General features: G+C 57.9%; 24 protein-coding genes and 1 pseudogene. 20 read left to right on the top strand and 5 right to left on the bottom strand.

What is annotated here, in order from left to right:
* The first annotated feature begins 6 nt into the window (after positions 1-6).
* The 5 genes from HYG82_RS41555 (at position 7) to HYG82_RS41575 (ending at position 5,715) form a co-directional block, all read left to right on the top strand.
* Positions 7-771 carry an ABC transporter ATP-binding protein gene (locus HYG82_RS41555; RefSeq protein WP_179264686.1) on the top strand — a complete coding sequence of 255 codons (765 nt, stop codon included), beginning with the start codon at positions 7-9 and terminating at the stop codon, positions 769-771.
* 618 nt (positions 772-1,389) lie between these two features.
* Positions 1,390-4,044: a heavy metal translocating P-type ATPase gene (locus HYG82_RS41560; protein ID WP_179264190.1), complete on the top strand. Its 2,655-nt coding sequence runs from the start codon at positions 1,390-1,392 to the stop codon at positions 4,042-4,044.
* Positions 4,045-4,128: 84 nt separating this feature from the next.
* Positions 4,129-4,545 (top strand): DUF302 domain-containing protein, encoded by a 417-nt coding sequence (locus HYG82_RS41565; RefSeq protein WP_179264192.1) that lies wholly within the window; start codon positions 4,129-4,131, stop codon positions 4,543-4,545.
* Between the two features lie 377 nt (positions 4,546-4,922).
* Entirely contained in the window at positions 4,923-5,072 is a 150-nt protein-coding gene (locus HYG82_RS41570) for a hypothetical protein (protein WP_179264194.1), read from the top strand.
* 274 nt (positions 5,073-5,346) lie between these two features.
* A complete protein-coding gene (locus tag HYG82_RS41575) occupies positions 5,347-5,715 on the top strand; it encodes an SHOCT domain-containing protein (RefSeq protein ID WP_179264196.1) in 369 nt (122 codons plus the stop codon).
* Positions 5,716-6,236: 521 nt separating this feature from the next.
* Here the strand turns inward: HYG82_RS41575 and HYG82_RS41580 are convergent.
* The 3 genes from HYG82_RS41580 to HYG82_RS41590 all read right to left on the bottom strand — a co-directional run bounded on the left by HYG82_RS41580 (position 6,237) and on the right by HYG82_RS41590 (position 9,140).
* Complete coding sequence (locus HYG82_RS41580; RefSeq protein ID WP_179264198.1) at positions 6,237-7,109, bottom strand: ABC transporter permease subunit; 873 nt, start codon at positions 7,107-7,109, stop codon at positions 6,237-6,239.
* The gene (locus tag HYG82_RS41585; RefSeq protein WP_179264199.1) at positions 7,106-8,026 is read right to left on the bottom strand and encodes an ABC transporter ATP-binding protein; all 921 of its coding nucleotides are present in this window, start codon (positions 8,024-8,026) and stop codon (positions 7,106-7,108) included. The genes HYG82_RS41580 and HYG82_RS41585 overlap by 4 nt, the downstream gene beginning before the upstream one ends.
* Positions 8,027-8,228: 202 nt before the next feature.
* Positions 8,229-9,140 carry an ArsR/SmtB family transcription factor gene (locus HYG82_RS41590; RefSeq protein WP_179264202.1) on the bottom strand — a complete coding sequence of 304 codons (912 nt, stop codon included), beginning with the start codon at positions 9,138-9,140 and terminating at the stop codon, positions 8,229-8,231.
* 772 nt (positions 9,141-9,912) lie between these two features.
* Here HYG82_RS41590 and HYG82_RS41595 point away from each other — a divergent pair.
* From HYG82_RS41595 to HYG82_RS41645, 11 genes and pseudogenes are all read left to right on the top strand, one after another.
* Positions 9,913-10,311, top strand: a complete 399-nt coding sequence (locus tag HYG82_RS41595) for an ArsR/SmtB family transcription factor (protein ID WP_179264204.1) — start codon at positions 9,913-9,915, stop codon at positions 10,309-10,311.
* A complete protein-coding gene (locus HYG82_RS41600) occupies positions 10,308-10,751 on the top strand; it encodes a low molecular weight phosphatase family protein (RefSeq protein ID WP_179264206.1) in 444 nt (147 codons plus the stop codon). The genes HYG82_RS41595 and HYG82_RS41600 overlap by 4 nt, the downstream gene beginning before the upstream one ends.
* Positions 10,744-11,586 (top strand): arsenite methyltransferase, encoded by an 843-nt coding sequence (gene arsM / locus HYG82_RS41605; protein WP_179264208.1) that lies wholly within the window; start codon positions 10,744-10,746, stop codon positions 11,584-11,586. The genes HYG82_RS41600 and arsM overlap by 8 nt, the downstream gene beginning before the upstream one ends.
* A gap of 6 nt (positions 11,587-11,592) precedes the next feature.
* A complete protein-coding gene (gene arsB, locus HYG82_RS41610; RefSeq protein WP_179264210.1) occupies positions 11,593-12,759 on the top strand; it encodes an ACR3 family arsenite efflux transporter in 1,167 nt (388 codons plus the stop codon).
* A 28-nt stretch (positions 12,760-12,787) separates the two neighbouring features.
* Positions 12,788-13,795 carry an arsenic resistance protein gene (locus HYG82_RS41615; RefSeq protein WP_179264212.1) on the top strand — a complete coding sequence of 336 codons (1,008 nt, stop codon included), beginning with the start codon at positions 12,788-12,790 and terminating at the stop codon, positions 13,793-13,795.
* Between the two features lie 224 nt (positions 13,796-14,019).
* Positions 14,020-14,487, top strand: a pseudogene (locus tag HYG82_RS41620) (IS6 family transposase); the annotation flags it as partial.
* Between the two features lie 633 nt (positions 14,488-15,120).
* Positions 15,121-15,939, top strand: coding sequence for a CPBP family intramembrane glutamic endopeptidase (locus tag HYG82_RS41625; protein ID WP_179264214.1), 819 nt, complete (start codon positions 15,121-15,123; stop codon positions 15,937-15,939).
* Positions 15,940-16,668: 729 nt separating this feature from the next.
* Positions 16,669-17,307, top strand: coding sequence for a hypothetical protein (locus HYG82_RS41630; RefSeq protein WP_179264216.1), 639 nt, complete (start codon positions 16,669-16,671; stop codon positions 17,305-17,307).
* A 6-nt stretch (positions 17,308-17,313) separates the two neighbouring features.
* Positions 17,314-18,300 carry a helix-turn-helix transcriptional regulator gene (locus HYG82_RS41635; protein WP_179264218.1) on the top strand — a complete coding sequence of 329 codons (987 nt, stop codon included), beginning with the start codon at positions 17,314-17,316 and terminating at the stop codon, positions 18,298-18,300.
* A gap of 211 nt (positions 18,301-18,511) precedes the next feature.
* A complete protein-coding gene (locus HYG82_RS41640; protein ID WP_179264220.1) occupies positions 18,512-19,117 on the top strand; it encodes a hypothetical protein in 606 nt (201 codons plus the stop codon).
* Positions 19,118-19,247: 130 nt separating this feature from the next.
* Positions 19,248-19,676: a plastocyanin/azurin family copper-binding protein gene (locus tag HYG82_RS41645; RefSeq protein ID WP_218834197.1), complete on the top strand. Its 429-nt coding sequence runs from the start codon at positions 19,248-19,250 to the stop codon at positions 19,674-19,676.
* 334 nt (positions 19,677-20,010) lie between these two features.
* On the opposite strand, the gene HYG82_RS41650 is transcribed toward HYG82_RS41645, so the two are convergent.
* Entirely contained in the window at positions 20,011-21,054 is a 1,044-nt protein-coding gene (locus tag HYG82_RS41650; protein WP_179264224.1) for a tyrosine-type recombinase/integrase, read from the bottom strand.
* Positions 21,055-21,148: 94 nt separating this feature from the next.
* Positions 21,149-21,319 carry a hypothetical protein gene (locus HYG82_RS41655; protein ID WP_179264226.1) on the bottom strand — a complete coding sequence of 57 codons (171 nt, stop codon included), beginning with the start codon at positions 21,317-21,319 and terminating at the stop codon, positions 21,149-21,151.
* 640 nt (positions 21,320-21,959) lie between these two features.
* Here HYG82_RS41655 and HYG82_RS44745 point away from each other — a divergent pair.
* From HYG82_RS44745 to HYG82_RS41670, 4 genes are all read left to right on the top strand, one after another.
* Entirely contained in the window at positions 21,960-22,220 is a 261-nt protein-coding gene (locus HYG82_RS44745; RefSeq protein WP_179264227.1) for a winged helix-turn-helix domain-containing protein, read from the top strand.
* A 265-nt stretch (positions 22,221-22,485) separates the two neighbouring features.
* A complete protein-coding gene (locus tag HYG82_RS41660) occupies positions 22,486-22,839 on the top strand; it encodes a histone-like protein (RefSeq protein WP_179264229.1) in 354 nt (117 codons plus the stop codon).
* On the top strand, positions 22,829-24,319 hold the full coding sequence (locus HYG82_RS41665; protein ID WP_179264231.1) for a hypothetical protein: 1,491 nt from the start codon (positions 22,829-22,831) through the stop codon (positions 24,317-24,319). The genes HYG82_RS41660 and HYG82_RS41665 overlap by 11 nt, the downstream gene beginning before the upstream one ends.
* A complete protein-coding gene (locus tag HYG82_RS41670; protein WP_179264233.1) occupies positions 24,303-25,511 on the top strand; it encodes a hypothetical protein in 1,209 nt (402 codons plus the stop codon). The genes HYG82_RS41665 and HYG82_RS41670 overlap by 17 nt, the downstream gene beginning before the upstream one ends.
* Positions 25,512-25,559: the final 48 nt, after the last annotated feature.

The following is a 25,559-nucleotide window of genomic DNA, read 5'->3' on the forward strand; positions in this document are numbered from 1 at the left end:
TCGGCAGTGATCCGAGCTGCGGACGTCTCGCTTTCGTACGGAACCGAACAGGTGCTGCGGGACGTGTCGCTCTCGGTCGACCCCGGCGAGGTAGTCGCCGTTATCGGCCCCTCGGGCGTCGGGAAAACGACGTTACTTCGCATTTTAGCCCTTTCTCTCGAACCCGAGGAGGGGACCGTCGAACTCGACGGAACAGACGCGTGGGCCGTCGACGACGCCGAGCGACTCTCGATGCGGCGGCGAATCGGAATGGTGTTTCAGGATGCGAGCCTGTTCGACGCATCGGTCGAACGAAACGTGGAATACGGGCTCCGAGTGCGTCGATCGTGGTCGACGCGACTCCGCGACAGTCTCCGATCCGCCGTTCGCTCCAATGGCACGGCCGACGCCGTTCGGGAGTCACTCGAAGTCGTTGGGCTTGCGAACGACCTCGAGCAGCAGACGTCGTCGCTGTCGGGCGGGGAAGCCCAGCGCGTGTCGTTCGCTCGAGCCCTGGCGTACGAACCGGACGTGCTCCTCCTCGATGAGCCGACGTCTGACCTGGACCCGAGAAACACGGCGGTCATCGAGGACGCGATAGGCGAGGCGCGCGAGCGGGGAATCGGAATCGTCATCGCGACCCACGATATGCACCAGGCAGAGCGCGTAGCCGATCGCGTTGCAGTGTTACTCGACCACCGTCTCACCGAAGTCGGGCCGACGGAGCAGATCTTCGAGAATCCGTCCGAAGACCGAACGCGGAAATTCATCTCCGGCGAACTTATCTACTGACTGCTTCGGTCTTCGGGATCGCACCAGCTCCGTCTCGTTCCGGCCGGCCACAGGCGCGTCTCGAGCGAGTCAGGTCGTCGAGAGGGACCAACGTTCGCCTTGCCGGGCAGAACTGGAGATCTATCCGTTGTGTCCGCCTTCTGGATCGAGGACGTCCTCGTCGACACGGGCGAAGAGTCGATACCGGCTGACGACCGGTCGAGGAGACCGACCGTTGTCGAGACAATACACGGTGAGCTGTATCGGACGAATGCGAAAAAGACGAATTCATCCGGAAACCAATGCACGAATTGTCGCTGAAGTGTCGGAGAACTACCGGATACAATAACACTCACCCTACAAAAATTCGAAATGCTCAAAGAAACCGTTCGGTACGAGTGCGAAGATTGCGACTACGAAGTCGAGCGGAAATACGTCGATACGGACGGTGATGACCTCGTGTGTCCCGAGTGTGGAAGCAAGCGGGTACACCTGGATGACTAACGGACGACTCCGAGAAGTGGGTGCATGAGTAAGGGTGCCACTGGCGATTCACTTTTGAATCGAAAGTCTACTTGCACCTATGGGAAGTAATCGAAAGGGCAAACCGATTGAATAAGCGGTCCGTATATACACGTAATGAGTCAGCGCCGAAGTCACGTCGACATCCAGGGGATGAGTTGCGCGAACTGCTCGCAGACTATCGCCGACGGCGTCGAGTCCCTCGAGGGGGTCTCGGAGGCGAACATCAACTTCGCGACCGACGAGGGGAGCGTGGAGTACGACCCGGACGAGGTCTCGTTGGACCAGATATACGGCGCAATCGAAGACGCCGGATACTCGCCGGTCACGGACTCGGTGACGATAGGCATCACCGATATGTCGTGTGCGAACTGTTCCGAAACGGTCCAGGAGGCGCTCGAAGAAACGTCGGGCGTCGTCCGGGCCGACGTCAACTTTGCGACTGACGAAGCACAGGTTTCGTACAATCCGGCCGAAGCAACGGTCACGGACTTCTACGACGCCATCGAGGATGCGGGCTATGCGCCCGTCCGTGAGGCCGGCGATTCAGAGGGGGCGTCGGAGGACGACGCTCGCGAGGCCGCCCGCCAAGAAGAGATCCAGCGACAACTGCGACTGACCCTGTTCGGTGCGGCGCTCTCGGCACCGCTCCTGTTCTTCCTCGTCGAGAAGTTGCTGCTTGGCGGCGGCATCGTCCCGGAGACGGTGTTCGGCGTCGAGTTCGGGTGGGTCGAGTTCCTGCTTGCGACGCCCGTCCAGTTCGTCCTCGGGTGGCCGTTCTACAAGAACTCCTACAAGGCGCTCGTCACGAACGGCCGCGCCAACATGGACGTCCTCATTGCGCTTGGATCGACCACCGCGTACGTCTATTCCGTTACGGTGCTCTCGGGGCTGATCGCCGGCGGCATGTACTTCGACACGGCGGCGCTGATCCTCGTGTTCATCACGCTCGGAAACTACCTCGAGGCCCGCTCGAAAGGACAGGCCGGCGAGGCGCTCCGGAAGCTCCTCGAAATGGAAGCCGAGACGGCCACCGTCGTCGACGAGGACGGCAACGAAGAGACCGTTCCGCTCGAGGACGTCCGAACCGGCGACCGGATGAAGGTTCGCCCCGGCGAAAAGATTCCGACCGACGGGGTCGTCGTGGAGGGCCAAAGCGCAGTCGACGAGTCGATGGTCACCGGCGAGTCCGTCCCCGTCGAGAAAGGAGAAGGCGACGAGGTAGTCGGCTCGACGATAAACGAGAACGGCGTCCTCGTCGTCGAAGCGACGAAAGTCGGAGAGGACACTGCCCTCCAGCAGATCGTCCAGACGGTCAAGGAGGCCCAGTCCCGTCAACCGGACATCCAGAATCTCGCGGATCGCATTTCGGCGTACTTCGTCCCGGCCGTCATCGCGAACGCCCTTCTCTGGGGGACCGCCTGGTTCCTGTTCCCCCAGGCACTCGCTGGATTCGTCGACTGGCTCCCGCTCTGGGGGCTCGTCGCGGGTGGTCCCGGTGTCGCCGGCGGCGCGGTTTCGGTGTTCGAATTTGCCGTCATCGTCTTCGCGTCGTCGGTGCTGATCGCGTGCCCCTGCGCACTGGGATTGGCGACGCCGGCCGCGACCATGGTCGGGACTACCATCGGCGCACAGAACGGCGTACTGTTCAAGGGCGGCGACGTGCTCGAACGCGCGAAGGATGTCGATACGGTCGTCTTCGATAAAACGGGAACGCTCACGAAAGGCGAGATGGAGTTGACCGACGTCGTCGTGTTCGACGACGGACAGCCGGTCGCCGACGGCGGTTCCGCGAGCGAAGCGACCGGGTCCCCGTCGGACGAGCGACCCGACGGCGGCGCAGTGACCATCCGTGACCGCCTCAGCGAAGACGACGTCCTTCGGCTGGCTGCGACGGCCGAAAGCGGTAGCGAACACCCGCTCGCGCGAGCCATCGTCGACGGCGCAAAAGACCGCGGCATCGACGTGACGGACCCCGGTGACTTCGAAAACGTCCCCGGACACGGTATCCGCGCCACGGTCGAGGGGAGCGAGGTGCTCGTCGGGAACCGCAAGTTGCTCCGTGACAACGACATCGATCCCTCGCCCGCCGCAGAAACGATGGAACGCCTCGAGAACGAAGGCAAAACCGCCATGCTCGTCGCTCGCGTGCCGGCCGACTCCACCGAGGGGGAACTCATCGGCGTCGTCGCCGACGCCGACACGGTCAAAGAGAGCGCCAAAGATGCGGTGAGGGATCTACAGACGCGCGGGGTCGACGTGATGATGATAACGGGCGACAACGAGCGGACCGCTCGCTCCGTCGCTGAACAGGTCGGTATCGACCCCGAGAACGTCCGCGCCGAGGTCCTGCCCGAAGACAAATCGGACGCCGTCGAAGCGATCCAGAACGACGGCCGTCAGGCGATGATGGTCGGCGACGGCGTCAACGACGCACCCGCGCTCGCCGTCGCGTACGTTGGCACGGCCATCGGATCGGGGACGGACGTCGCCATCGAGGCGGCAGACGTCACCCTGATGCGTGATGACCCGCTGGACGTGGTCAAGGCCATCCGCATCTCGGACGCGACGCTCGCCAAAATCAAGCAGAACCTCGTGTGGGCGCTCGGATACAATACGGCGATGATCCCACTCGCGTCGCTCGGTCTGCTCCAGCCCGTGCTGGCAGCCGGTGCGATGGCGTTCTCCTCGGTCTCGGTGCTTACGAACAGTCTCCTATTCAGGCGGTACACCCCCGATCGAGACTACAAACTGCTCGGCCGGCTGCGTTGATCGCTGGTCGACGATCGCTGTCACCTCGCGGCGAATGCGTCGTCGAACCCCAGCGTTAAGCCTCTCCGCGAAATAGTGGATTGCATGGATTATACAATACAACAGTCCGTGTCCGGTAGCTTCGAAGACGTCGTCGACGCGACAGTCGCTGCGCTCGACGAGGAGGGGTTCGGCGTCCTCTGCGATATCGACGTGCAGGCGACGCTCGAGAAGAAACTCGGCGAGGAGTTTCGCAAGTACAGAATTCTCGGCGCGTGTAACCCGGGTCTTGCACACGAGGGACTCTCGGAAGAGATCGAACTCGGTGCTCTTCTCCCCTGTAACGTCATCGTTTACGAAACTGACGACGGCACCGTCGTGGTCAGCGCAGTCGACCCGAATCGGCTCGTCGGCGTCGCGGACAACGCCGAACTCGACTCGATCGCAACCGAAGTCCGCGACCGGTTCGATCGCGCGCTTTCGGCCGTCGCAGACGAAATCGATGCCGCATCCGCGGACTGATTCGCGACGGCTCCGCCGGCAACTCGACACTGCTATTACCGTTTTCTGCTCGTCAGGACAGTCGCCGCCACACGGTACTCACGAGAGGATAGATTCGGTGCCACAGAGGGTGGCGCAATAGGCGGGACACGAACTGTAGACGCTCGAAGCGACCTCACCGACGAGGCGGACGACGTTCATCGGAACGCCCTCGTGCAGTCTCCATACCACGTCGAGCACGCAGCGATGGGCCAGCCCGTGGACTCGGAGAGCCGATTCCGTTTCGTGTGGTCACTCGTCACTGCCGAAGAGCAGCGTTTGAATCGAAGCTTCGGGCCCTCCGCAGGTTATGGTTTTGGGTACGAATGTAGATACGACCCAACACCGTGGACTCGATCGTGGCCCAGATACTCCTCTTCACCCAGGAAACGTGCGGTGCGTGTGCGATGCAACGGGAGAAAAGCGACGGCTTCGAGGAAGCAATCGAAGACCCAACTCAGCAGTCGACCGGGCCCACCCAGCGGCTCGTCGACATCGTGCGCGGATGAAGCTACGCCCTCCGAGTGAGCAGGACCCGGGACGATCGGCGGCAGTTCGTCGGGCGGTTCGGGGTCCCCACAGTTGCGACGCGGGACTCGTGCGGCCAGCGGCCGCGGACGAACCGCCCGTCGTCAGCATGCGGACTCACACCGTCGACTCGTTCGGGCTTGCCGTCGATCCATACTGGTCCCTGATCCGACCGGTCCTCCGTCGAATCTCGCGCGAGTCCGTCCGGAGATTGCCTTTTTGTGCGTAGACGCTACCAGACAATAGTGATGCGCTATGTCCACGGAACGCACCACAGACGGGTGGCCTCGACTCGTCCTGATCGTTCTGGCCGTGATCGTCCTCTTCCCGCTGGTGATGCTGATCGTCGCAATACCGATGATGGGACTGATGGGCTGGTGGTGGAGCGGTAGCATGACCGGTGGATTATCACTGATCTGGGCTATCGGGATGCTGCTCGTCTGGCTTCTCGTCCTCCTCGGCATCGGGTACCTTCTCTATCGCGGCCTCGCCGGCGGTGCCGGGCCATCGCCGACCAGCGATCGAGCACTCGAGGAACTCCGCGTCGCGTACGCCCGCGGTGATCTCTCCGAAGCGGAGTTCGAAGAGCGTCGTGCGAAACTCGAGCGCGAGGAATCGCAATAATGTACGGTCCTCTCCTCGAGGGGACAGCGGTGTGTGCTCCTCGCGACAGTCGCCGCCGCCATCACACGTATCTCGGGTGCGGTTACCGGGGATCACCAGGGTAGTTTGGAGACCGCCCTGTCTTCTCGATGAGTTGAATTTGTGCCCGACGCAGTCGTTCAGACACCGTGGGTGGAGACATATCGGTTCTGGGCACCCTCCTCGAATAATGCCTACTGCGGACTGTCGAAATAACCTCGTTCGTGGGCTATCCGGTGTGCCTCGGGCTGGCTGTCGGTAAGTCCATTCCCGGGGTTCTCGACTCTCTATCACGCGTGAGGCGGATGCTATACCCAGCTAGCGCTTCCACCACAGACACAGCGTCGGTCGGGTACCTGCGTTCATTCCAAACCCATCGCTATGCCGTCACGGCATATTGATTGCGCACAAGCAACTTCTCGGCTCGAAATCGATGGTGCAACAGCGCGTGCAACAGTGAATCGGCCTGATTACGACGCGGTCCCAACCGATGCCCTATGGTGTCAGATATCCGCACTGTTGAATCGGTAGTATCCGACAACAAACGGGACGACGAGCCAGAAGAGGAGTACAATGAGACCGACTGCTGGAGTCACGTAGAACGGGTCGGCGTCAGCGGGCGTTATTTCGACACCGCCGCCGGTCTGGGCCGGAGCAGCACCGACTGTGTCCGCGAGATCAGGCAAGAGTGCAACGATCGACGTAAAGTACGCTGCGGACGGCGAGAGCTGGGTAACGAGAAACATCCAATCGGGTATTTCGGTCGGGAGCGTAAAGCCTTCGACGATGTAGAGTATCCCCATCGGGACAACATCCCAGAATAACTCGAAGATTACGAAAAAGCCGAGCGCGAGCGTCGTCGCCCGTGACGTGGAACCTGTCGTCGCCGAAAGTCCCACCATGATACCCGCATACACGGCCGCGAACGACAATGTAACGAGGACGAACACCAGCATAGCCAGCGCATTGATCTCGCCGAGCAACATCGATCCGAATCCGAGTCCGAGTACGATCCCGACACTCAGACCGAACGAGAGCACTGCTGCTCGGCCAACGACTTTGCCAACGAAAACGTGCAATCGGGTAGTCGGTAACGAGAGCAGAAGTTTGATACTCCCAATCTCACGTTCTCCAGCGAGCGACTTGTAACAGACGACGATGGCTGCAAGCGGGACGAACAACCCGATGAGACCGACGCTAAAAAAGAGCAGGCCGCCGAACGTCGCTCCCGCTGGTTCGCCGAACATCTCGGGGACCTCGACGTACGCGTACGACGATATCACCGATAGCAGGACGAATACCGTAACGAGCGCCCACAATGCCCGCGACTGCACGGCGTCTCGGAAGTCCTTTTTTGCAACAGTCATCCAGGTCATATTTCAGCCCCTGGTTCGTCGGCAGTATAGCGGACGAACAGATCCTCGAGCGAGGATTCAACGACCGAGAAATCTTGGATGGGCACCACGTCGGCGTCGATTGCACGCAACACGTCGAACTTCGAGACGCCATCAACGATAACCCGAAGCCGTCCATCAGCGGCTGTTGCACGTCCGACACCGTCGAGTTCAGATACGTGCGCCACGATCTCGTCGGTGAGGTCAGCGACGGAGACATACAGGGTTTCCCCCGTTTCCGTGGCGTCACGGAGGCCGTCGATCGTATCGACGGCGACGAGTTCCCCCCGATTTATGATCGCCACGCGATCGCAGACCGCCTCAACTTGCTCCATGACGTGACTGGAGAAAAAGACCGTCGTCCCGCGATCGTTCTCCGCTCGAATTATCTCGCGCATCTCACGGGCCCCGTTTGGATCCAATCCTGTCGATGGTTCGTCGAGGATGAGGAGGTCCGGATCACCGATGAGTGCCATCGCAAGAACGAGTCGCTGACGCATCCCCTTCGAGTAGCCACCTGCTTTTCGGTATGCGGCATCGGCAATTCGCACCCGCTCGAGAAGCGCTATCGGATCTTCGTCCACACCCTTCATCTCCAGTGCGAACTCGAGGTGTTGGAGACCGGTGAGCCGATCGTATACGTGGTAAGCGTCCGGGAGAACACCCGTTCGTTGCCGGACGGCTTTTCCTTCTGTCTGTGCATTGTGACCGAGAACGGTCACTATCCCCTCGGTCGGCCTGATAAAGTCCAATAAGATATCGATCGTTGTGGACTTGCCAGCACCGTTCGGCCCGAGAAACCCGAAGATTTCGCCCTCCTCGATCCGGAGGTCGAGATCATCGACTGCAACGACGTCACCGAATTGTTTCGTCAACCCGTCGATTTCAATCGCGCCCATCGTGCCACCTCGAAAACATCACAGTGCCGCGTCCGGTTACCCTGACAAACGTCATTGGTGATTGTTTTCATCGAAATAGCATAAGTATTGTTGTTTAGTTTACATATTGACAATAGATTTACTCAAAGATGTTTGAGAGCGCTCTCGCATCCTCGTAGCTTCTACCCGCAGAATAAGGATGGGATTCCACACGAGTGGTCATCTAGGTAGTGGATATAGTGTCATCGGGCTGTCCGAGTGAGACCGTCGTCGTATCATCCATCGTGAAAGAAAGACTTTCATCGGCCAGTGTAATTTCGAACGAAGCGACAAACGGGTCATCGGAGACGATATCAGTCACGATGACACCCGCTGTGAGATACTCGAAAAATTCCCACAGTGGCACGTCCAGTAGGGAAATATCGTGTTTCCAAAACAGATAGCGGACTGCTGGGTGAAACGCGACCGCGACTTCGATCGGTAGCGAAATTCTGTGCCGACATTCCCGACACGAGTTGACGTGGAGATAGATCGATTTTCCATCGTACTCGTACACGTCAACATCTGTATCGATAGGACCGAAGCACTCCGGACAAATGCCCCCTCGGAGTTGAACGTACATACTCCAGATTCGATACCCGAAACTTTCGATGATTTCTGCCGACGTTCGACCTCGAGTTTGACTCTGTGGAAAGAAATCGGTTACGAGAATCGCCTCACACGACGTGCAGCGAATACGAAATTGTTCGGCGTCGAGCGTCGCTAGAAGTGACGCTTCTTCACAGGACAAACAAACGCCGGCGACGTCTCTATCATCGAACGTCGACGTGCTCTCGTACAGATCAGAGAGGATCGCACGAACGATTTTGTGACCGCTATACGTGAGCCGGTATCCGTCGGGCGTTTCGCGAACGAACTGGCCGTCGAGACGATCGAGGTGATACGAAAACTGGGACGAACTATCGACGTTTACTGCGTTGTACAGTTCAGTAAAGCTCATTGTGTGCCACGGCTTTTGATGCTCTTGATCCACCTTATCCAATGCCAGTAGTATTTCCAGCCGATGGGCGTTCCCGAGCGAACTGATCGCATCGACCACTTCCTGCTCGATTTCGTAGCTTTGGTCAACTCCCATGTTTCGTCGCTACTATCCTTCTCAACTCCAGTCGAGTTAAGCGCGCGTACCTCCTGCGAATGAGAAGCGACAGCGTTAATCCCCGCCGGTCAAGTTCTCCCTGCCCAAGACATCAGACGTCGACCCGGATCAGGCAGACAGATAGATCCCAGCGTACGGCAACGGTCTGAGAACGATCGGTTCGCCTACCAGCACGAACGGCCCACCTCGACGAGACGAATCAATGGTCAACGGCTGAACGCAACTTCTAACCACTTTACCGAATACGCCACGTGGAGCTAATCAGTCGGTATGAACACGAGCAGGAACTCCAGCGCATTCTCGGTTGAATTTCCGACGAGTTCGCAGAACGTGTCGGATACGACCGCGACGAACTGTTAGAAGAATCTCCGATCCTCATCAGCGATGAGGGGATGAACTACCCGGGCCTACTCGCCGGTTTCGGTGACTCCTTGAGGCCGAGGCTTCCGTTCCTTTCGGGCGTGCTTCCTGCTTCGACGAGACGTGTGTGCATTGTGGCTTACGTATTTTCGATCACGTGCCCATCTGCGTGCGCGACTGCACAGCCAACTGTGGCTCACCTAGCTACTTCTGTACCTGTGGGTGTCTGTCGGCGAACATCGACGAGAACGAACTGCCCTGCAGCGACGCTTGTGAGTGGTCACCGGAGTACCGTTACTCTGTCAAACCACCTTCTCTGTACACCTCTGTCCTGATTTTGGGGACGAGATTTCCAGAAGGCTTATCTGAAGAGTTGTTCATACATTCATCTATGAGTCAGCAGTCAGAACGACTTGAGCGGCTGATAACGGATCAAGAAGGCGAATGCTGTGCCGACGATATCGACGCCCACATCGAGACGCTCGAACGGCACGTTACGGACCTCCCATCAGATACTGCACGGGACCAAGCGGCACTCAAGACCCTCAGTAACGATACTCGATACACAATCGTTCGACTTCTCGCCGCTGCTGGGCGGGAACTGTGCGTCTGCGAAATTACGCCCGTCGTCGATGTTAGTGACAGTGCGGTGAGCCACGCGCTCTCCGACCTCTCCGACGCTGGCCTCGTGACCCGACGCAAAGATGGCACCTGGCGCTACTACGAAGCGACCGACCGAGCAACTGGACTCCTTACGGCGCTCGATCAAACCCGGGAGGCATCCAAATGAATTCGCCTGCCGTTCGCGTGGCGTTTACGTGCGTACAGAACGCTGGCCGCAGTCAGATGGCAACCGCGTTTGCCGAGCAAGAACGGCGAGACAGAGGTCTTGATGACGAGGTAGAGATTCTAACTGGTGGAACGCACCCGGCAGATCACGTCCACGACATCGCCGTTGAAGTGATGGAAGGAGACGGGTTCGACCTGTCTGACCGAACGCCACGTGAGATCACGACAGCTGAACTGAACTCTTGTGATTACGTGGCGACGATGGGTTGCTCGACGCTCGACCTTGAGACAGACGACCCGACGGTCGATGTTCGAGACTGGGCACTTGATGACCCCGATGGAAAGGATCTCGACGAGGTTCGTGAAATCCGTGAGGAGATCCGACAGCGAATTCGAGACCTCTTCGACGAGGTCGAACAGGAGGTGAACGAAGATGTCTGATTCAGCGCAGGCGAAGTCCGACGAGCCCCTTGATCCGGCGACACAACGGCGTGTTGTTCGTGATCGATACGCCAGGATTGCGACGGAAACCGAGGCAAAGGAACGTGGTTGCAGCACCTCGGACGGGTGTTGCACCGAGGATGCTTCTGGTACGGGAGATACTGCCGAGACGGCAACGCAACTCGGCTACTCGACAGCTGACGTCGAGAGCATCGACGGCGAGGCGAATCTCGGGCTCGGCTGTGGTAACCCACAAGCGCTCGCGTCGCTCACCGAGGGTGAGACTGTCGTGGATCTCGGATCTGGGGCTGGCTTCGACTGCTTTCTCACAGCGCAGGAAGTCGGTGAAGCAGGTCAGGTAATCGGGGTCGATATGACGCCGGAAATGGTCGAGAAAGCCCGCGCGAACGCTACTAAGAACGAAAGTGAGAACGTCGAATTTCGGCTGGGGGAGATCGAGCACCTGCCAGTCGCCGACGACAGTATCGACGTCATCATCTCGAATTGCGTGGTGAACCTCTCCCCGAACAAACCACAGGTTTTCCGAGAGGCCTTCCGCATCCTTCGACCGGGCGGACGACTCGCTATCTCGGATGTCGTCATGACCGCCGACGTATCACGGGACATCCGTGCCGATCCGGACTCTGTTGCCTCCTGTGTCGCAGGCGCATCAACTATCGACCGACTGAATGAGATGCTTACTGACGCCGGGTTCGAGCAAATCGACATCTCTCCGAAAGATGATAGCGACCAGTTCATCCGCGAGTGGGACGACGAATACGACGTGAGCGAATTCCTCGTTTCTGCGAGCATCACTGGTCGGAAACCGGAATGACCACTGATGAGTAACAGTGTCGCCCACGAACACGGACCGAACTGTGATTGCAAAAGCTGTGGTGACCCTCGGTCGATGAATTTTCTCGACAAGTATCTCACCGTCTGGATCTTCGGTGCGATGGCCGTCGGTGTTGGACTTGGGTTCGTCGCCCCGTCGGTGACACAGCCGATTCAGGATCTTCACCTCGTCGAGGTCGGACTGATTCTGATGATGTACCCGCCGCTTGCGAAGGCAGACTACTCCCAGCTCCCGACCGTGTTTCGCAACTGGCGCGTCCTCGGATTGAGTCTCGTCCAGAACTGGCTCATCGGGCCGACCCTAATGTTTGGACTGGCAGTGGTCTTTTTCAGCGGGCTCGTTCCCGGATTGCCCGCTCGTCCCGAGTACTTCCTCGGCCTCGTGTTCATCGGGATGGCCCGGTGCATTGCGATGGTGCTCGTCTGGAACGAACTCGCAGAGGGCTCGACCGAGTACGTCACCGGGCTGGTCGCGTTCAACAGCCTCTTCCAGATTCTGACCTACGGTGTGTACGTCTGGTTCTTCGGGCTATTCCTCCCACCGCTGCTCGGGATGGAGAGCCTCGTCGCCGGAATCGAGACGTTCAACATCACGTCGATGCAGGTTTTCCAGGCGATTGTGATCTTCCTCGGAATTCCGTTCGCCGGGGGGTTCCTGACTCGCTACGTCGGAACCCGGGTGAAGAGTGAGGATTGGTACGATGACGTGCTCGTTCCGAAAATCGATCCGTTGACACTCGTCGCACTGTTGTTCACTGTGATCGTAATGTTCGCCACACAGGGTGAGAACATCGTCGCGTCACCTGGAGACGTGCTCCTGATTGCCGTACCGTTGACGATCTACTTCGTAGTGATGTTCCTGGTGAGCTTCGGTATGGGGAGGGGGATCGGCGCAGACTACTCGACAACGACCGCCATCGGCTTCACTGCCGCTTCGAACAACTTCGAGTTGGCAATCGCCGTCGCGGTCGCAGTCTTCGGTGTCGGGTCGGGTATTGCCTTCACGACCGTAGTTGGCCCGCTGATCGAGGTGCCGGTGTTGCTTGCGTTGGTCAACGTTGCGCTGTACTTCCAGCGCCAATTGGATTGGGGAGGGACAACTACGAAGAGCCGTTCTACACCCGCACCAAGGTCCGCTTCCAAGGAGGATTGACGTCACCGCACTGACGACCCCTTACTTTATGACACGACTCTCAAAACAGCGGGTTCAGCACAACCAGGTCGCGTTGTACGCCCTCGCCGTGCTTCTCGCAATCGGTACTGGCCTCGGACGACCGAGCGCGAGTACGATTCTCGAAACACTCATCAATCCCGTTCTGGCGGTACTATTGTACGTCACGTTCCTGGAAATTCCGTTCGTTCGGATTCGGCGTGCGTTCCGGAACGGCCGGTTTATACTGGCTGCCCTCGGAATGAATTTCGTCGTCGTCCCGGTCGTCGTGTTCGGCCTCACGCGGTTTCTACCGCAGGAGCCAGTGATTCTCGTTGGGGTGTTTATGGTGTTGTTGACGCCGTGTGTCGACTACGTCATCACGTTCACGGAACTTGCCGGCGGTGACTCAGAGCAAATTACTGCCGTGACGCCGGCGCTGATGCTCATCCAGTTGCTGGTACTTCCGCTGTACCTGTGGTTATTTCTGGGTCAGCAGGTAGCCGGGTTCATCGAGGCTGGACCGTTCATCGAGGCATTCGTCGTGATTATCGCACTGCCGCTGACGCTCGCGTGGGTCACCGAATATTGGGCTGAACACTCCAATCGCGGTAAGGAGTGGCAGAACACGATGGGATGGTTACCGGTGCCGATGATGGGTGTGACGCTGTTCGTCGTCGTCGCTTCCCAGTTGCCTCGCGTTCAGGATTCGATCGATCAAATTGCTGCTGTCGTCCCGATCTACGTTGCCTTTCTGCTGATCATGCCACTGCTCGGGCGGCTCACGGCTGGCTTGCTCGGCATGGAGGTCGGAGAGAGCCGTGCGCTCGTGTTCACGTCCGTCACGCGAAACTCGCTGGTAATCCTTCCCTTGGCACTCGCGTTGCCGTCGGAGTACGCGCTCGCACCGGCGGTCGTCGTGACCCAAACGCTCGTCGAACTATCGGGGATGGTCGTTCTCACTCGGGTCGTCCCGAGTTGGCTCGTGCCCGACACCTCCCAACGGTTCCTCAGTCTCGATATCGGGCGAAGCGACTGATCGGTGGGCCACTTTCGCCGTGCTCAAAATAGTGATCCTCTCTTGACGACCGTGAGGACGGAATTATATCGGTCCCTCGCTCGCACGTCGCGAGAGTGCCTGAGATTCGCGCATCGACAGACTCTTTCTTCGAGTCTCTGATTCGTTTGTCGACCCCATAGCCGCTCAGAGTACATCGACTCTCAATCTGCTCGGAAATATAGGTATTCTTCGAGTGTCCTTGGGCCCGATCGACTGTTCATGACTGGGTTCACAAGGCTGACTTACAGCCCACTTCCTGTCGCAGTCCGGATCACGTCGCGGTTGACGAGACGGTGATCCGACTCGGCGATGACCTGTATTGGCTGTACGCTGCTGTCGATCCGGAGTCAACCGAATTACTCCATACTAAGCTTGAACCGACTAGAACCAAAGTCATCGTCCGTTCCTTCTTCACGGAATTGTGCGAGAAACACGACGTCAATGACGCCGTGTTTCTCGTCGATGGCGATAAGGCGCTGAACTATGCTTGTCAACGGCATGGCCTCGATTTCAGATGCGAACGACATGGAAATCGGAACAGTGTCGAACGTGTCTTTCGTGAGATAAAGCGTAGAACCTCCTCTTTCTCAAACTGCTTTAGCAACGCTCATGCAGAAACTGCTGATCAGTGGCTCAAATCATTCGCCTTCGCATGGAATCAGCGTATCTGAACACGATGACTGGCGGAGGCTGAAGATAGATAGGGGTAGACGCATTACTAGTTGAGTCTGGCTTGAACCGGAAACGATAGCTGTCAAGAATGGTGTCGCTCGGCTGTTCGATGTACGCTCGGATACTTCTGCTATGCAGCGTGTCCGATTGTGTGTTGAATGACACCCGCAGAACTTCGTCGTTTTCGTACTCGTACCGATAATACTCTGATTGACCGTTTTGCTGTTCAATTGGTGCTTCGAGAACCGTCTCATCCGCAAAAGCCGTGCAATTAGCGAGTGAAGTCCCAGCTAACCCCGCCATTACGGCCAGATATTGTTGTCGATCACGTTTTGCAAAACAACTGACTGAACAGACAGTAAAGCTTCTAGAGGGCTAAATCGGAGTTATGGTCGACGAGAGAGAGTCTAGAACAGGGTTTGACTGTAGTAGCTATATACGATTGTTTAGACTATCGGAGAAAGACCACTGGCCCTTAGACGTCTCTCTAGAATGACTGTAAACGTTTCTGAGGGAAATGAATGAAAGCTTCCGAACGCTCCCGAGTGATCATCACCGTGTAGAATCTGCCAGGAATTATGTATCAGACCAATAAAATTCTCCGGTGAGGGTAGCGCGTTCCAGATCTCGCCATGTTCCGAACACACATTGAACGACACCGGATTCCGGCCTTCCTCCTCGTCGTGTTCGGTTGGACGTGGGTATGGGACGTGGTGTACTATGCGTTCGGCTGGTGGGACTCATTGCCGGTCTACATCAACTCGTTCCCCCGACAGTGGGGCCTCCCGATCGGTGCGGTACTCGTCGTCTGGGCGAGCGATGTCCCGCTTCGGGAGTGGCTCGGCCGGGTGTTCCAGTGGCGGTTCCCTCTGTGGTTGTACTTCGGTGCGGTGTTCCTTCCAGTACTCATCGGGGAAATCCAGCCGGCGATCGCCGCTCTCAGCGGCGGATCGGTGCGCTACTCGCCGCCGGCCCCGCTTCACCTGCTATTCGGATTCTTCCTGCTCAATATCTTTCTCTTTGGTGGCGTCGAGGAGTTCGGGTGGCGTGGATTCCTCCAACCGCAGTTCCAAGAGCGGATGTCGGTCCTGACAGCGAGCCTTGCGGTCGGGGTTCTGTGGTGGACCTGGCACCTTCCCCTGTTTCTCGGGCATCCGAATTTCACCCTCGACCCGCTGTTCCTCGTGTATTATACGACGTTTGTCCTCGGCGTGTCTACCGTCCTCGGTTCGCTCGCCAATGTCACGGACGGCGCAGTGATCCCGGCAGTGGTTATGCACGCCGCGATCAACGTCGGGAGCGTTCTAGAGGGCTCCGGTGGTGTGCTGGAGGGAATACTGCCGGTCGCACTCGTCATCGGCGCTGGGGCATGGTGGCTGATCGCCGCCATTCTCGTCGGGTTGTACGGGCGCTCGATGACGCCTGGCTCCGCGATCGAGCCGCTGTCGTAGCCGCCGATCAGTCCAGCAATCCCTCCCGTGTCCTCGAAAATTGAGTCCCACCGTGTGAACATTTTTGCTAAGGCCGTCTAATTGAGGTTCGAAATATTTGAGGCCAGCAACGGCGCCATGGAAAAACAGGGGACGTTGGTCCACTTTCCCGCTCCTCGTAGTACAAATCGGCCAGTTTAACTGAAATAAGACCCTCCGGTAGAAGATGTCCGTGTTGTAGCACCGACGACGGACGGTCTGGAATGTGTAGCCCTCGCCAGCGTCTGGGTTCTTTTCCAGGTGCAGCATCCACTTCACCAGCCGTGTGCGATGGTCCTCGTAGTCAACCAACTGCCGGTCGGATAGTTGATCTCGTGTCGGGCCAGGTATGATTGGGAGGTCGTCGATTGGTCCATCAGTCATAAGAAGCCCGATATCTCCAGGGAATCGCATGGCTGCGTGGCGATGCTCGGATTAGGCGAGTTGCGGTAGACGTGCCCATGGTCAGGTCGTTGATGTGAAGACACGAAAACCGCAAGACAGCGATGGCGATGCAGGCTTGCGTTCACCTGACGAACGAATCGGCCTTTGAGACGCGAGGCGGCCATCTCACGTTCTCCGTTCCTGATAACTAGCGAGCCAGTCTGTACTTGCCGTATCTGCTGTGTAGGATACAATGCCTGTGTCTCGCAATTCGAGGCTATGGCCTATCGCCAAAACAACTAATTTGATTGTCTTTGTGCAGGTCGTATGGGTCGAGATATTAGACGACAGTGGAAAGTGCTCGAACGGTGGTGCCCGATGGTGTTCCTCTTCGCCGGCACACTGTTAGTTGGGTACGCCACGTTCAATGGAATTCACGCGTTTACCGGAATCGAGTACGAGAGCGCCGAAAACGTGTTCGGCCCGGGTGGGTTCGCCCTCGGATTCCTCGGACTGCTCGGCTTGTATCCAGCACTCCGTGATCGAAGTCCGAAACTAGCGCGTGTGGGTGCGATCTGTGCTGTCCTCGGGGCAGTGGCGTTTTCCGTATTCGTCGTTGCAAACCTGGGTGAGATTGCGGGGCTGATCTCGCCCGACCCGCCCGCATGGGCCGTTGTCTTCCTCGCAATGGCTGCCATCGGGATGATTTCGGGATACCTCACGTTCGCAGTGGCGGTCGTGCGGTCCGACGTCCATTCGCGGATGCTCGGCCTGCTGTTACTTGTCCCACTCGCCATATTCGCCACCATGCTTACCACGTCGAGGGTGGGATTCTTCCCTCAGGAGCTGGCCTTCGCCATCAGCTCCGGACAGGCCCTGGCTTACCTGGCCATCGGGTACATCCTCCGAACAGGGCGAACCCGTACCGAACGTGAAATCCCGTCTAACGACGTGATCGTGAGTTAACGATCAATGACGGACACCGAGTCCGAGGCGTTCCCGCTAGACGCAGCCGTTGAGGTAGCGAACGCTCAAACCACCGAGGCCTTCGCCCTCCTCGGCGACAACACACGATTGGCAATCCTGCTCGCACTCTGGGAGGAGTACGATCCACACGCCAACGACAACGCGGTGCCGTTCTCCACGCTGTTCGAGCGAGTCGAATACGACAACCCGGGGAACTTCAACTATCATCTCGATCAACTCACGGGCCAGTTCATTCAGCAGCGAGCAAAGCGCGGGGGCTACGAACTTCGGGTGCCGGGCCTGAAGCTCGTCCAGGCCATTGTCTCCGGCGCGGGCATACAGGACTCGACGTACGAGGCGACAGAGATCGACAAGTCGTGTCCGCTCTGTGGCGCGCCGACGGCGATCCACTACGAGGAGGGGCTTCTCTTCCAGTCCTGCACCGAATGTGACGGTCCGACGCCCGGCCGCACGAACGTCGATGGATTTCTGAACGCGGTGAAATTCGAGCCGGCGGGTCTGGCCGACCGAACCGCCGAGGAGATACGCGCTGCAAGTCTCATCACGTCGTTACGGACGTTACAGTCCATGTTCGACGGGGTCTGCCCGACTTGCTCTGGACCGGTCGAGAGTTGGCTCGAGTGCTGTCCGGACCACGATCGAGCAGAAGTCTGTGAGAACTGCGGATCGAAATTCGCTGCCTGGGCTCGATTCCGGTGTCGGGTCTGCAAGGACCACGGCAATGCGTCACCCAAAGAACTCGCGTTGTTCCATCCGGCGGTGATCGCCTTCTACGACAATCACGACATTTCGACGAGGTTCCATACGAACGATCCTGAGAGCCTGAGACAAGGGTTTGATCTCGTACATGCCCACGAGATGGAACTCGTTTCGACGGACCCGGCTGAGGTGATCATCACCGCTTCTCTCGAAGACGACGAGGTCCAACTGACGTTCGACGAGACGGCCAACGTCGTCGATGTAGCCCGATAGTTCTAGGTTTCGCGTCTGGTCCAGGTAAACAGCGCCGGCCGAGAACCAGTTCATGTCAGCCATCCAATTATAATGTCATACAAATTATATTTATCGTCCCCCGTTTCCTCGGTCGTCCTGCGTTCATGACACACGATGTCGCCGAACGGCGGACCGTATCGTCCAGAGAACTCCTCCTCGAAACTGAAGCGAGTCTCAGAGGTGACGCGCAATGACCGAACCCGAGGGAGCATTTAAATCGCTCGATGGAAAGAGTTCGACGTTGTTCCTCCTTGGCGGTGGTCTACTAGTCGTCTTCGCAGCGAACACGGCCCTCAGGACGTTCGTCGGGACATCATTCCCGCCGGTGCAAGGTCTCATCGGTCCCGCCGGATTCTTCTTCGGCGGGGTTGGTCTGCTCGGGTTGTATCCCGCCCTCGCCAACCGGACATCTCAATTAGCACGAGCCGCTGTGGTCGTGGCTGTGATTCCTGTCGTGGGGTGGCCCGTGATTATTCTACGAGGCATCGCTACTCAAGTTATAGGGATAACCCTGCCCGAGGTACTTGCAGCGCTTCCAATGGTGGTCATCGCGTCGATGCTCCTGGCGTTCGCTTCGTTCGGCATCGCTAGCCTTCAGGCAGGCATCCACTCGCGGATCACCGGCGTTCTCCTGTTGATACCGGCCACGGGATTCCTCCTCCTGATAACGAACGCCGCACCCCACTTCGTTATCGACATCGGGCACGCCGTCGGCTACCTCGGGGTCGGGTTTACTCTCCAGAGTACGGGCATCCCTACCGATAGCACAGAAACGGCGGTCGACCCGACTCCGTAAACGTGTCTCAACCCGCTAATCCAGGCCGGATCAAGACGATTCATCTTCAGATTCGGTGGGAGCAAGGGCTCGAATACAAGCCTTCAAATCCCTATCTTCGGCTTTCAGAATGGGCAGGGGGGTCCGAATCGTGACCCAATTGGGCCATGGAACTCTCGGCCGCCGTGAAGCGCTCGCAGTCGGAGCAACCAGTCTCGTTGGAGGCATCGCCGGTTGCTCGTGGCAGTCCTCGTTCCCAAACGCCGACGTGGTTGCAGGGCCAGATGGACAGCTCGTCTTTGAGCCCGAGGACCTGACCGTATCGGTTGGTGAAACCGTAACGTGGGGCTTTCCGACGAGCGGGCACAACGTCTGCTGCCGATCGGACGATAGTGACAAGGTGAGGCTACCGGATGACGCAGAACCGTTCGCCAGCTACGACCCAGGCGAGTCACCACAAGGGACGGTCGTCCCGCTGGGAGAGACCTACGAGCACACCTTCGAGGTGCCGGGTGAGTACGTCTACGTCTGCATTCCTCACGTTGGCCAGGGCATGGTGGGGACAGTCCTGGTTACGTGACTGAATTCCTGAATTTCTCCTGTGCACCGAGTTCCTGCATCAACGAAGTCAATTCTCTGTTGGATATATCCGCGATAGTCAGCATTCCCATCCGGTTCCACACGAATTCTACGTCAATCAGCGATTGATTTTCTTCGTTCTGGCCAGTTTGACTGTACGCAAATCCCGGTGGAAGCCACTCCCGATTTCAACCATCGAACGAAAGCAACGGCGCTGCGCTCGATAAATGGATTGCACCGTCGCTGTCGGGCGATGACACACCTCAAAACATGGGCGCTGCAGGGGTTGAGTGTACGAGTCGTATCTGTCTGCTTGCTTCCAGTTTTCATAGGAATCACTTATTGATTATTTTCCAGCGTCGCGCTGCTCGCTCGCGCCGGCTAGCACGGTCGTAATGCTTGTCGAGAATCTCTTCCGAGGCGTCGAGGCGATCGGAAACGACACCTCGTGGTACCCCGTCATTTCTGTACTTCGTCACCCTCGCCTTTCGGACGTCGTGGGGTGACCGGCTCGAGGGGCACTTGCTCATGTGCGTATGGTCGATCGCTTCACAGGTGTCGGTATCACGATCGTGAGGACACTCCTCGCCACGATGGCACGGTCGCGTCCACCTGTAGACCGTATCTCGAACGCAGCTGCGGCTCACCCGCCCTTGCTTCGTTGTAATGAGGGGGTCCCGCCCATGCCCATCCCTCACGTCCGATCGCGGTCCATCGATAAAATCTTGGACCATCCGCGCGGTTTCTTCGGTGATCCGGTTGTAGCGCTCACCCTGCTCGTTGTTCTTCAGTGGTGTCTTGCTCTCTGGCCGGTGAACGAAGTCGATTCCCGGCGTTCGCCCCTCGAGTTCGCAATCCTGTAGATCGATGGCACGGATTCCACCGAGGCGAGCTCCGGATTCCCAGATCAACGTCCAGATGACGTGATCCCGACTTGCGTACTCATAGCGCGACAAATACTCGAGAATCGGTGGAACTCGTTCAGGCACGATCTTGCTATCGCTCACTTCGTCACCGAGCGATAGATCCGGCAACGGTACTTTGAGGTACAGATCCTCCGGCACGGCTTCGATGTCGCTACAGAATTGAAGGAATGCGCGAACGGTGGTGAGATTCGAGTGCAGTGTCTTTTTGGCGATCTCTTCGTCTTGCCCGTTCGAGTAGCCGCCCTCGCGTCTCCAGACGCGGAACTGGTAGAGATGACGTCCATTCAGTTCGTTCATGTTGTCGATGCCACCCTCTTGCCGGCACCACTCGACGAACGCCCGAAGATCGCTCTTGTGGCTCGTCTGCGTCCATTCAGCGGAGCCGTCCTTCATCGCGTCGAGGTGCAATTCGACAGCGTCTGATGGTGCGATCGCCTGGAGATCGTCGCTCATGCCCGACCCCCTCCGCATTTCGACCAACCACATTCCGGGCAGAACGGACACCCGCCGGACGGGTGGACACGGCCGCTGCCGCAATCTGGGCATTTCATCGGCTTGCCCTCTGTTCTGTGTGATTACGCTCGCTCGCCTGATCGTATTCGGCCGCGATCTCCGACGCGCAACTCGAGCAGACGTACCCCTCTGGTGTGATCGTCTCGGCGTCATCCTCACACAGCGGAGTGTCGCATTCACCGATTCGAGCAAGCTCGAGGCTCATCGTCCCACCTCGAGAGCATAATTCCAGTTACAATATTCGGCACATTTACCGTTGTAGCGTCTCTTTTTGATCATGGTCTCACTGTTGTGGGACCGCGGACTCACCGCGCGCGCTGCCTGGTGGAACAAGGAGCGCGTGCGGTCGCTGTCCGTCAGTCGATTGTAACGGCTGTTCTCTCCCTTCTTAGTGGTTGGAAGCCGAATTCCGATACTTCCAAAAAGGGTGTATTCCGGTGACTGACACGCTCTCGTGAATGTTGCGCCGGGTTTCAGCGTCCTTCCGATACTTCCAAAATCGGTATCCGAAGGGACCATGGGCTTTGGGCCGTGAACTATGCTATCCGTTCTATCGGGGACTTTATCCCCCGTAGCTTCGTGCGATTGCATGCTTCCGTACCATTGATACGGAAGCCAGGCGGCCGGTGCCATCTACACCGGCTCCGCTTTCTCTTGAGAACCCAACTGAGCAGCAGCGGGTTCGTCTGGCTTCCGTTGCGCTCACACAGACACAGGGGCTACTTAATACTACCTCACGACTTCGTCATCTATAGAGCATGGAAACGTGTTATTTTATCCCCGACCGAACAGGTAATACGGGATATGTGCAATTATAGAAACGAATGTACCGGCGGGTGGACTGGATGAAAGCAGCAGATCAAGCGATCCTTCAGCTACTGGGTCCACCAAAGTCTCTCGAATTAACACCAAATAATATTGCCCGCAATACTGGCCTCAGCCGTGGATATACCAGTAAGCGACTTAGTGCTCTCGTCGAGCATGGACTCGTTAATGTGGATGAGGAATCGGGATCTCACCCATTCTATAGTTTGTCCGACCGTGGAGAGCAATTTCTTGAAGGTAAACTCAGTGTAGATGATCTTTCTCATACCGATCATGACTAATTCTCAATCCTGATAATTAGCAGTGATTAGATAACAGTTGGTGTGAATACGGCCTATCTATTCACAGAAGATTTGAATCTGGCAGGGTTACTTTCCCACCAATCTTGGTGGGATTATCTTACTCCTCAGGAGTTATAATATTCTGAATATATCGGCGTTTCCGGGGCAGTGGAGTATCCCCGTCTAACGGTCAACTGGACGGTTGACTGCTGGCCACCACGAATCGGTGAAAAAGACTAATTGATATGACTGTATGGATGCACTCATGACAGGTGATGAGGAGGACTCTAATAGCCCAGCGTCCCCGGTCAAACCCCACTCTCTCAAGAATTTCGTGAAGGAACAGTCCGACATGCGGGCGGGATCGGACGCCGTGGACGAACTCCACCACCACCTCGATTTCATCGCCGAACGCATCTGGCTGGAGGCGGCCAAAGAGGCCGAGGACGACGATAGGAAGACCGTCAAGCAACGCGACGTGCAGGAGGCAATCGACTCCGTGACCCAGCCCCACGATCTCATCAAGGAGACCTCCCGCCACCTCAGCTACATGCAGAACATGATCGACGGACAGGTGGAGAAGTCCCCGCTCTACGCGGAGAACCGGTATGACGACTGATCGCTTCCTGTTCAGGGATGGATACTCCATCGACGAGAAGATCAGACGCATCCCCACCCCGAACATCTCTCCCGAGACTCCCGAGATCAACAGACGTCTCAGCGAACTAGATCTCTCCGAGCAAGACCTGAAACGTATCGGGAAGAGGGACTTCTTTGAGGAAGCCGAGGAGAAGCTCGATACGTCCGAATACCACCGATTCGTCTCCACGCTTTTCGACAGCTACGGCACCGAGGGCGACAAGTTCAATATGCAGCTGTTCGTCGCGGAGGAGTCGATTTCCCACGACGAACTTTCACGGCGGGCCGAACACTACCGCGGAGATCGAATCGACTCCGACTTCGACTCGCTCGTCGAACCCATCGTCCTGACCGATAGCGACAGCGACTCAGACTCCGTGGACATGCAGTACCGAACGACTGCGAGGCTAGAGGACATCAACCCGGACGAGAAGATCCCGATTCAGATCATCAACAAGGAGTCCGGCCAGACAGTCGAGCAGTACGGCGAAAACTACAAGATTAAGGCTCCGGCTCGGTACCGAGTCGAGGCGAGGGTGTACACGGAGACCGGCCTCGTCGCTGTCTCCAACTACTCGAAAATCGCCGACGGACTGAAGACTGATATTGCGAAGACCGTCACCGAGATGGGACGGTCGGGGCCGTCGACGGGCGTCGGCGAGACAAGCCTCCTTGACCTGAACGAGACGGAACTGCTCTTCCTCCTACAGGAGATGGAGGGAGAAATCTCCGGTCTGGGGTACACCATCGAGATCGCCGGCGTAGACACCGCCGACTATACCGGTCAGCACGACGAGGACATCTTCGACACCGAACTCGTCCGCGCCGCCGACGACGCGGGACAAATCAGGAAGGTCAAGTTCTACGTCGATCATCCCCATGCCGACGCCGGCGACGAGGAGGACGTGATGCTCCGCATCTTCGACGACGGTCACCTGACCACCTCAAAGCCCGTCCCGGCAGACCTCCTCGACGCTATCGTAGAGGAAATCCACACCATCCGGGGGTACAAGGAGTTCCTCACCCCATTCGTCGAACTCATCCGCTCCTACGCCGGCGTGAAGTTTCGGGGGCGGTCGTCTACCATGCTCAACAGCCACGTCAGCGACACCAACCGCGCTCTCGATACCCTCATCGAGACCTACTTCGGCGAGCAGGACACGCAGACGGAGGAACTCCGGCTCTACAAGTCCATGATCGCCAACATCGGAATCAAGCTCTGCGACGATGGAGTCCCGGCTGTTGAGGACGTGGACGGTGTGACCGAGGTTGACGACTTCTACGAGTACGACGGCAAGATAGAGGCGTTCTTCAACGACTACGCTAGCCACAGACTCGATAGACCCGACATCGACTTCGACGCCCTTTCCAACCACCTCCACCATCTCCTCATTCAGGACTGGGACAGTCCGGCCGACGTCATCGAGTACGCCACCGAGAAGTATGATCTTAGCCGATGAGGCCGACGTACTAGAAGAAGCCTTCTACCGGGCCGAGGTGAGCGATGTCTCCACCCTCGAGTACCGCGGTGAGCAACTGCACCAGTACGCAGACTACCTCGGCATCGAGCGCGACATCGTCCCCTCCCTCAACTCATACTTCTCAGTCTCGGCGGAACGACGCTGCGAGAAGCACAGCATCCCGGTCTCGTCCTGCGGGTGCCACGAGGAAAGGGAGGCCGAGACCACCATCTACAATCTCGAACCCGAGGCACTCGTGGAGGACTGGGTCAGGACCCTGCGCGACGGAGACGTGTTTGACTCTGTTGAGCTGGAGACCTTGACCCCCACCAGACACGCCCTCACGGCGAGGATCGACAGATCTGAGATCACCTTTCAGTGCTTCTTCGACAGGGACGACTTCGACCGGTACGACTTCGAGCCACTCGCACTGGAGTTCGGCGTCTCCTTCTTCGGTGATCACACCGCCGTCGAGCGCGAGTACTGCTACTCGTGGCGACAGTTTCTGGAGGACGGCTTCCGTGAACAGCTCACCCGCGACGTGAAACGCCTGAAGGAGACGATCGGGGCTGACTTCTACGAGTACAAGCCACTTGAGGACTTCCGGGACAGGGTGCGGCAAAGCCTCCGCCAGTACTTCTCCGACTCTGGGTACGAGGTGCGCCGAGAGGTTGGCGAGGTGTGCCCGGTGGAGACCACTCAGTACGGAATCGACACCGGAAAAACTGATTTCGTCGCGTCCAAGGATGAGAGCGACTACATCGTCTGCCATTGCCAGAAAACACCCGGCTGGCACGTTCACCACTTCGCCGACAATCGCATCGAGTCCGCTGAGCAGACCCCGGTAATCAAGGACATGACCGGCAAGATCGAAGGGAAGATCAACACCTTCCTCGACATTCAGACAGACAAGAAGACCGCCTCCCGATTCGTCACCGTCATCTCCACCCTCTTTTCGGTGGTCTTCGTCGTTCTCCTCTTTGACCGCCTCGGCTCCCTCTCGTCGTTCCTCCGTCAGCAGTTCCAACTAGGAGGCAGTCTGGAGGCAATCGGCGTCGGACTATTGATCCTTGATGCCATCGCGGTCATCGTCCTCGCCGCCGTCATCACCCGTCCGTACTACCTCGACTACCGATTCAGCTGGAACATCGAGCCGTTCGATGAAGAGAATACTTCCGAGGCGGACAACTAACCCCGACAGACTACCAGATCTTCAGGTACTCATCAACGACGTCCTACG

The organism is Natrinema halophilum, from assembly GCF_013402815.2.
GTDB classification, from domain to species: domain Archaea; phylum Halobacteriota; class Halobacteria; order Halobacteriales; family Natrialbaceae; genus Natrinema; species Natrinema halophilum.

Excerpts from the sequence above, each read along its gene's own strand:
- HYG82_RS41560 (WP_179264190.1), top strand. The coding sequence starts at position 1,390 with ATGAGTCAGCGCCGAAGTCACGTCGACATCCAGGGGATGAGTTGCGCG.
- HYG82_RS41565 (WP_179264192.1), top strand. The coding sequence starts at position 4,129 with ATGGATTATACAATACAACAGTCCGTGTCCGGTAGCTTCGAAGACGTC.
- HYG82_RS41575 (WP_179264196.1), top strand. The coding sequence starts at position 5,347 with ATGTCCACGGAACGCACCACAGACGGGTGGCCTCGACTCGTCCTGATC.
- HYG82_RS41580 (WP_179264198.1), bottom strand. The coding sequence starts at position 7,109 with ATGACCTGGATGACTGTTGCAAAAAAGGACTTCCGAGACGCCGTGCAG.
- HYG82_RS41585 (WP_179264199.1), bottom strand. The coding sequence starts at position 8,026 with ATGGGCGCGATTGAAATCGACGGGTTGACGAAACAATTCGGTGACGTC.
- HYG82_RS41590 (WP_179264202.1), bottom strand. The coding sequence starts at position 9,140 with ATGGGAGTTGACCAAAGCTACGAAATCGAGCAGGAAGTGGTCGATGCG.
- HYG82_RS41595 (WP_179264204.1), top strand. The coding sequence starts at position 9,913 with ATGAGTCAGCAGTCAGAACGACTTGAGCGGCTGATAACGGATCAAGAA.
- HYG82_RS41600 (WP_179264206.1), top strand. The coding sequence starts at position 10,308 with ATGAATTCGCCTGCCGTTCGCGTGGCGTTTACGTGCGTACAGAACGCT.
- arsM (WP_179264208.1), top strand. The coding sequence starts at position 10,744 with ATGTCTGATTCAGCGCAGGCGAAGTCCGACGAGCCCCTTGATCCGGCG.
- arsB (WP_179264210.1), top strand. The coding sequence starts at position 11,593 with ATGAGTAACAGTGTCGCCCACGAACACGGACCGAACTGTGATTGCAAA.
- HYG82_RS41615 (WP_179264212.1), top strand. The coding sequence starts at position 12,788 with ATGACACGACTCTCAAAACAGCGGGTTCAGCACAACCAGGTCGCGTTG.
- HYG82_RS41625 (WP_179264214.1), top strand. The coding sequence starts at position 15,121 with ATGTTCCGAACACACATTGAACGACACCGGATTCCGGCCTTCCTCCTC.
- HYG82_RS41630 (WP_179264216.1), top strand. The coding sequence starts at position 16,669 with ATGGGTCGAGATATTAGACGACAGTGGAAAGTGCTCGAACGGTGGTGC.
- HYG82_RS41635 (WP_179264218.1), top strand. The coding sequence starts at position 17,314 with ATGACGGACACCGAGTCCGAGGCGTTCCCGCTAGACGCAGCCGTTGAG.
- HYG82_RS41640 (WP_179264220.1), top strand. The coding sequence starts at position 18,512 with ATGACCGAACCCGAGGGAGCATTTAAATCGCTCGATGGAAAGAGTTCG.
- HYG82_RS41650 (WP_179264224.1), bottom strand. The coding sequence starts at position 21,054 with ATGAGCGACGATCTCCAGGCGATCGCACCATCAGACGCTGTCGAATTG.
- HYG82_RS41655 (WP_179264226.1), bottom strand. The coding sequence starts at position 21,319 with ATGAGCCTCGAGCTTGCTCGAATCGGTGAATGCGACACTCCGCTGTGT.
- HYG82_RS44745 (WP_179264227.1), top strand. The coding sequence starts at position 21,960 with ATGAAAGCAGCAGATCAAGCGATCCTTCAGCTACTGGGTCCACCAAAG.
- HYG82_RS41660 (WP_179264229.1), top strand. The coding sequence starts at position 22,486 with ATGACAGGTGATGAGGAGGACTCTAATAGCCCAGCGTCCCCGGTCAAA.
- HYG82_RS41665 (WP_179264231.1), top strand. The coding sequence starts at position 22,829 with ATGACGACTGATCGCTTCCTGTTCAGGGATGGATACTCCATCGACGAG.
- HYG82_RS41670 (WP_179264233.1), top strand. The coding sequence starts at position 24,303 with ATGATCTTAGCCGATGAGGCCGACGTACTAGAAGAAGCCTTCTACCGG.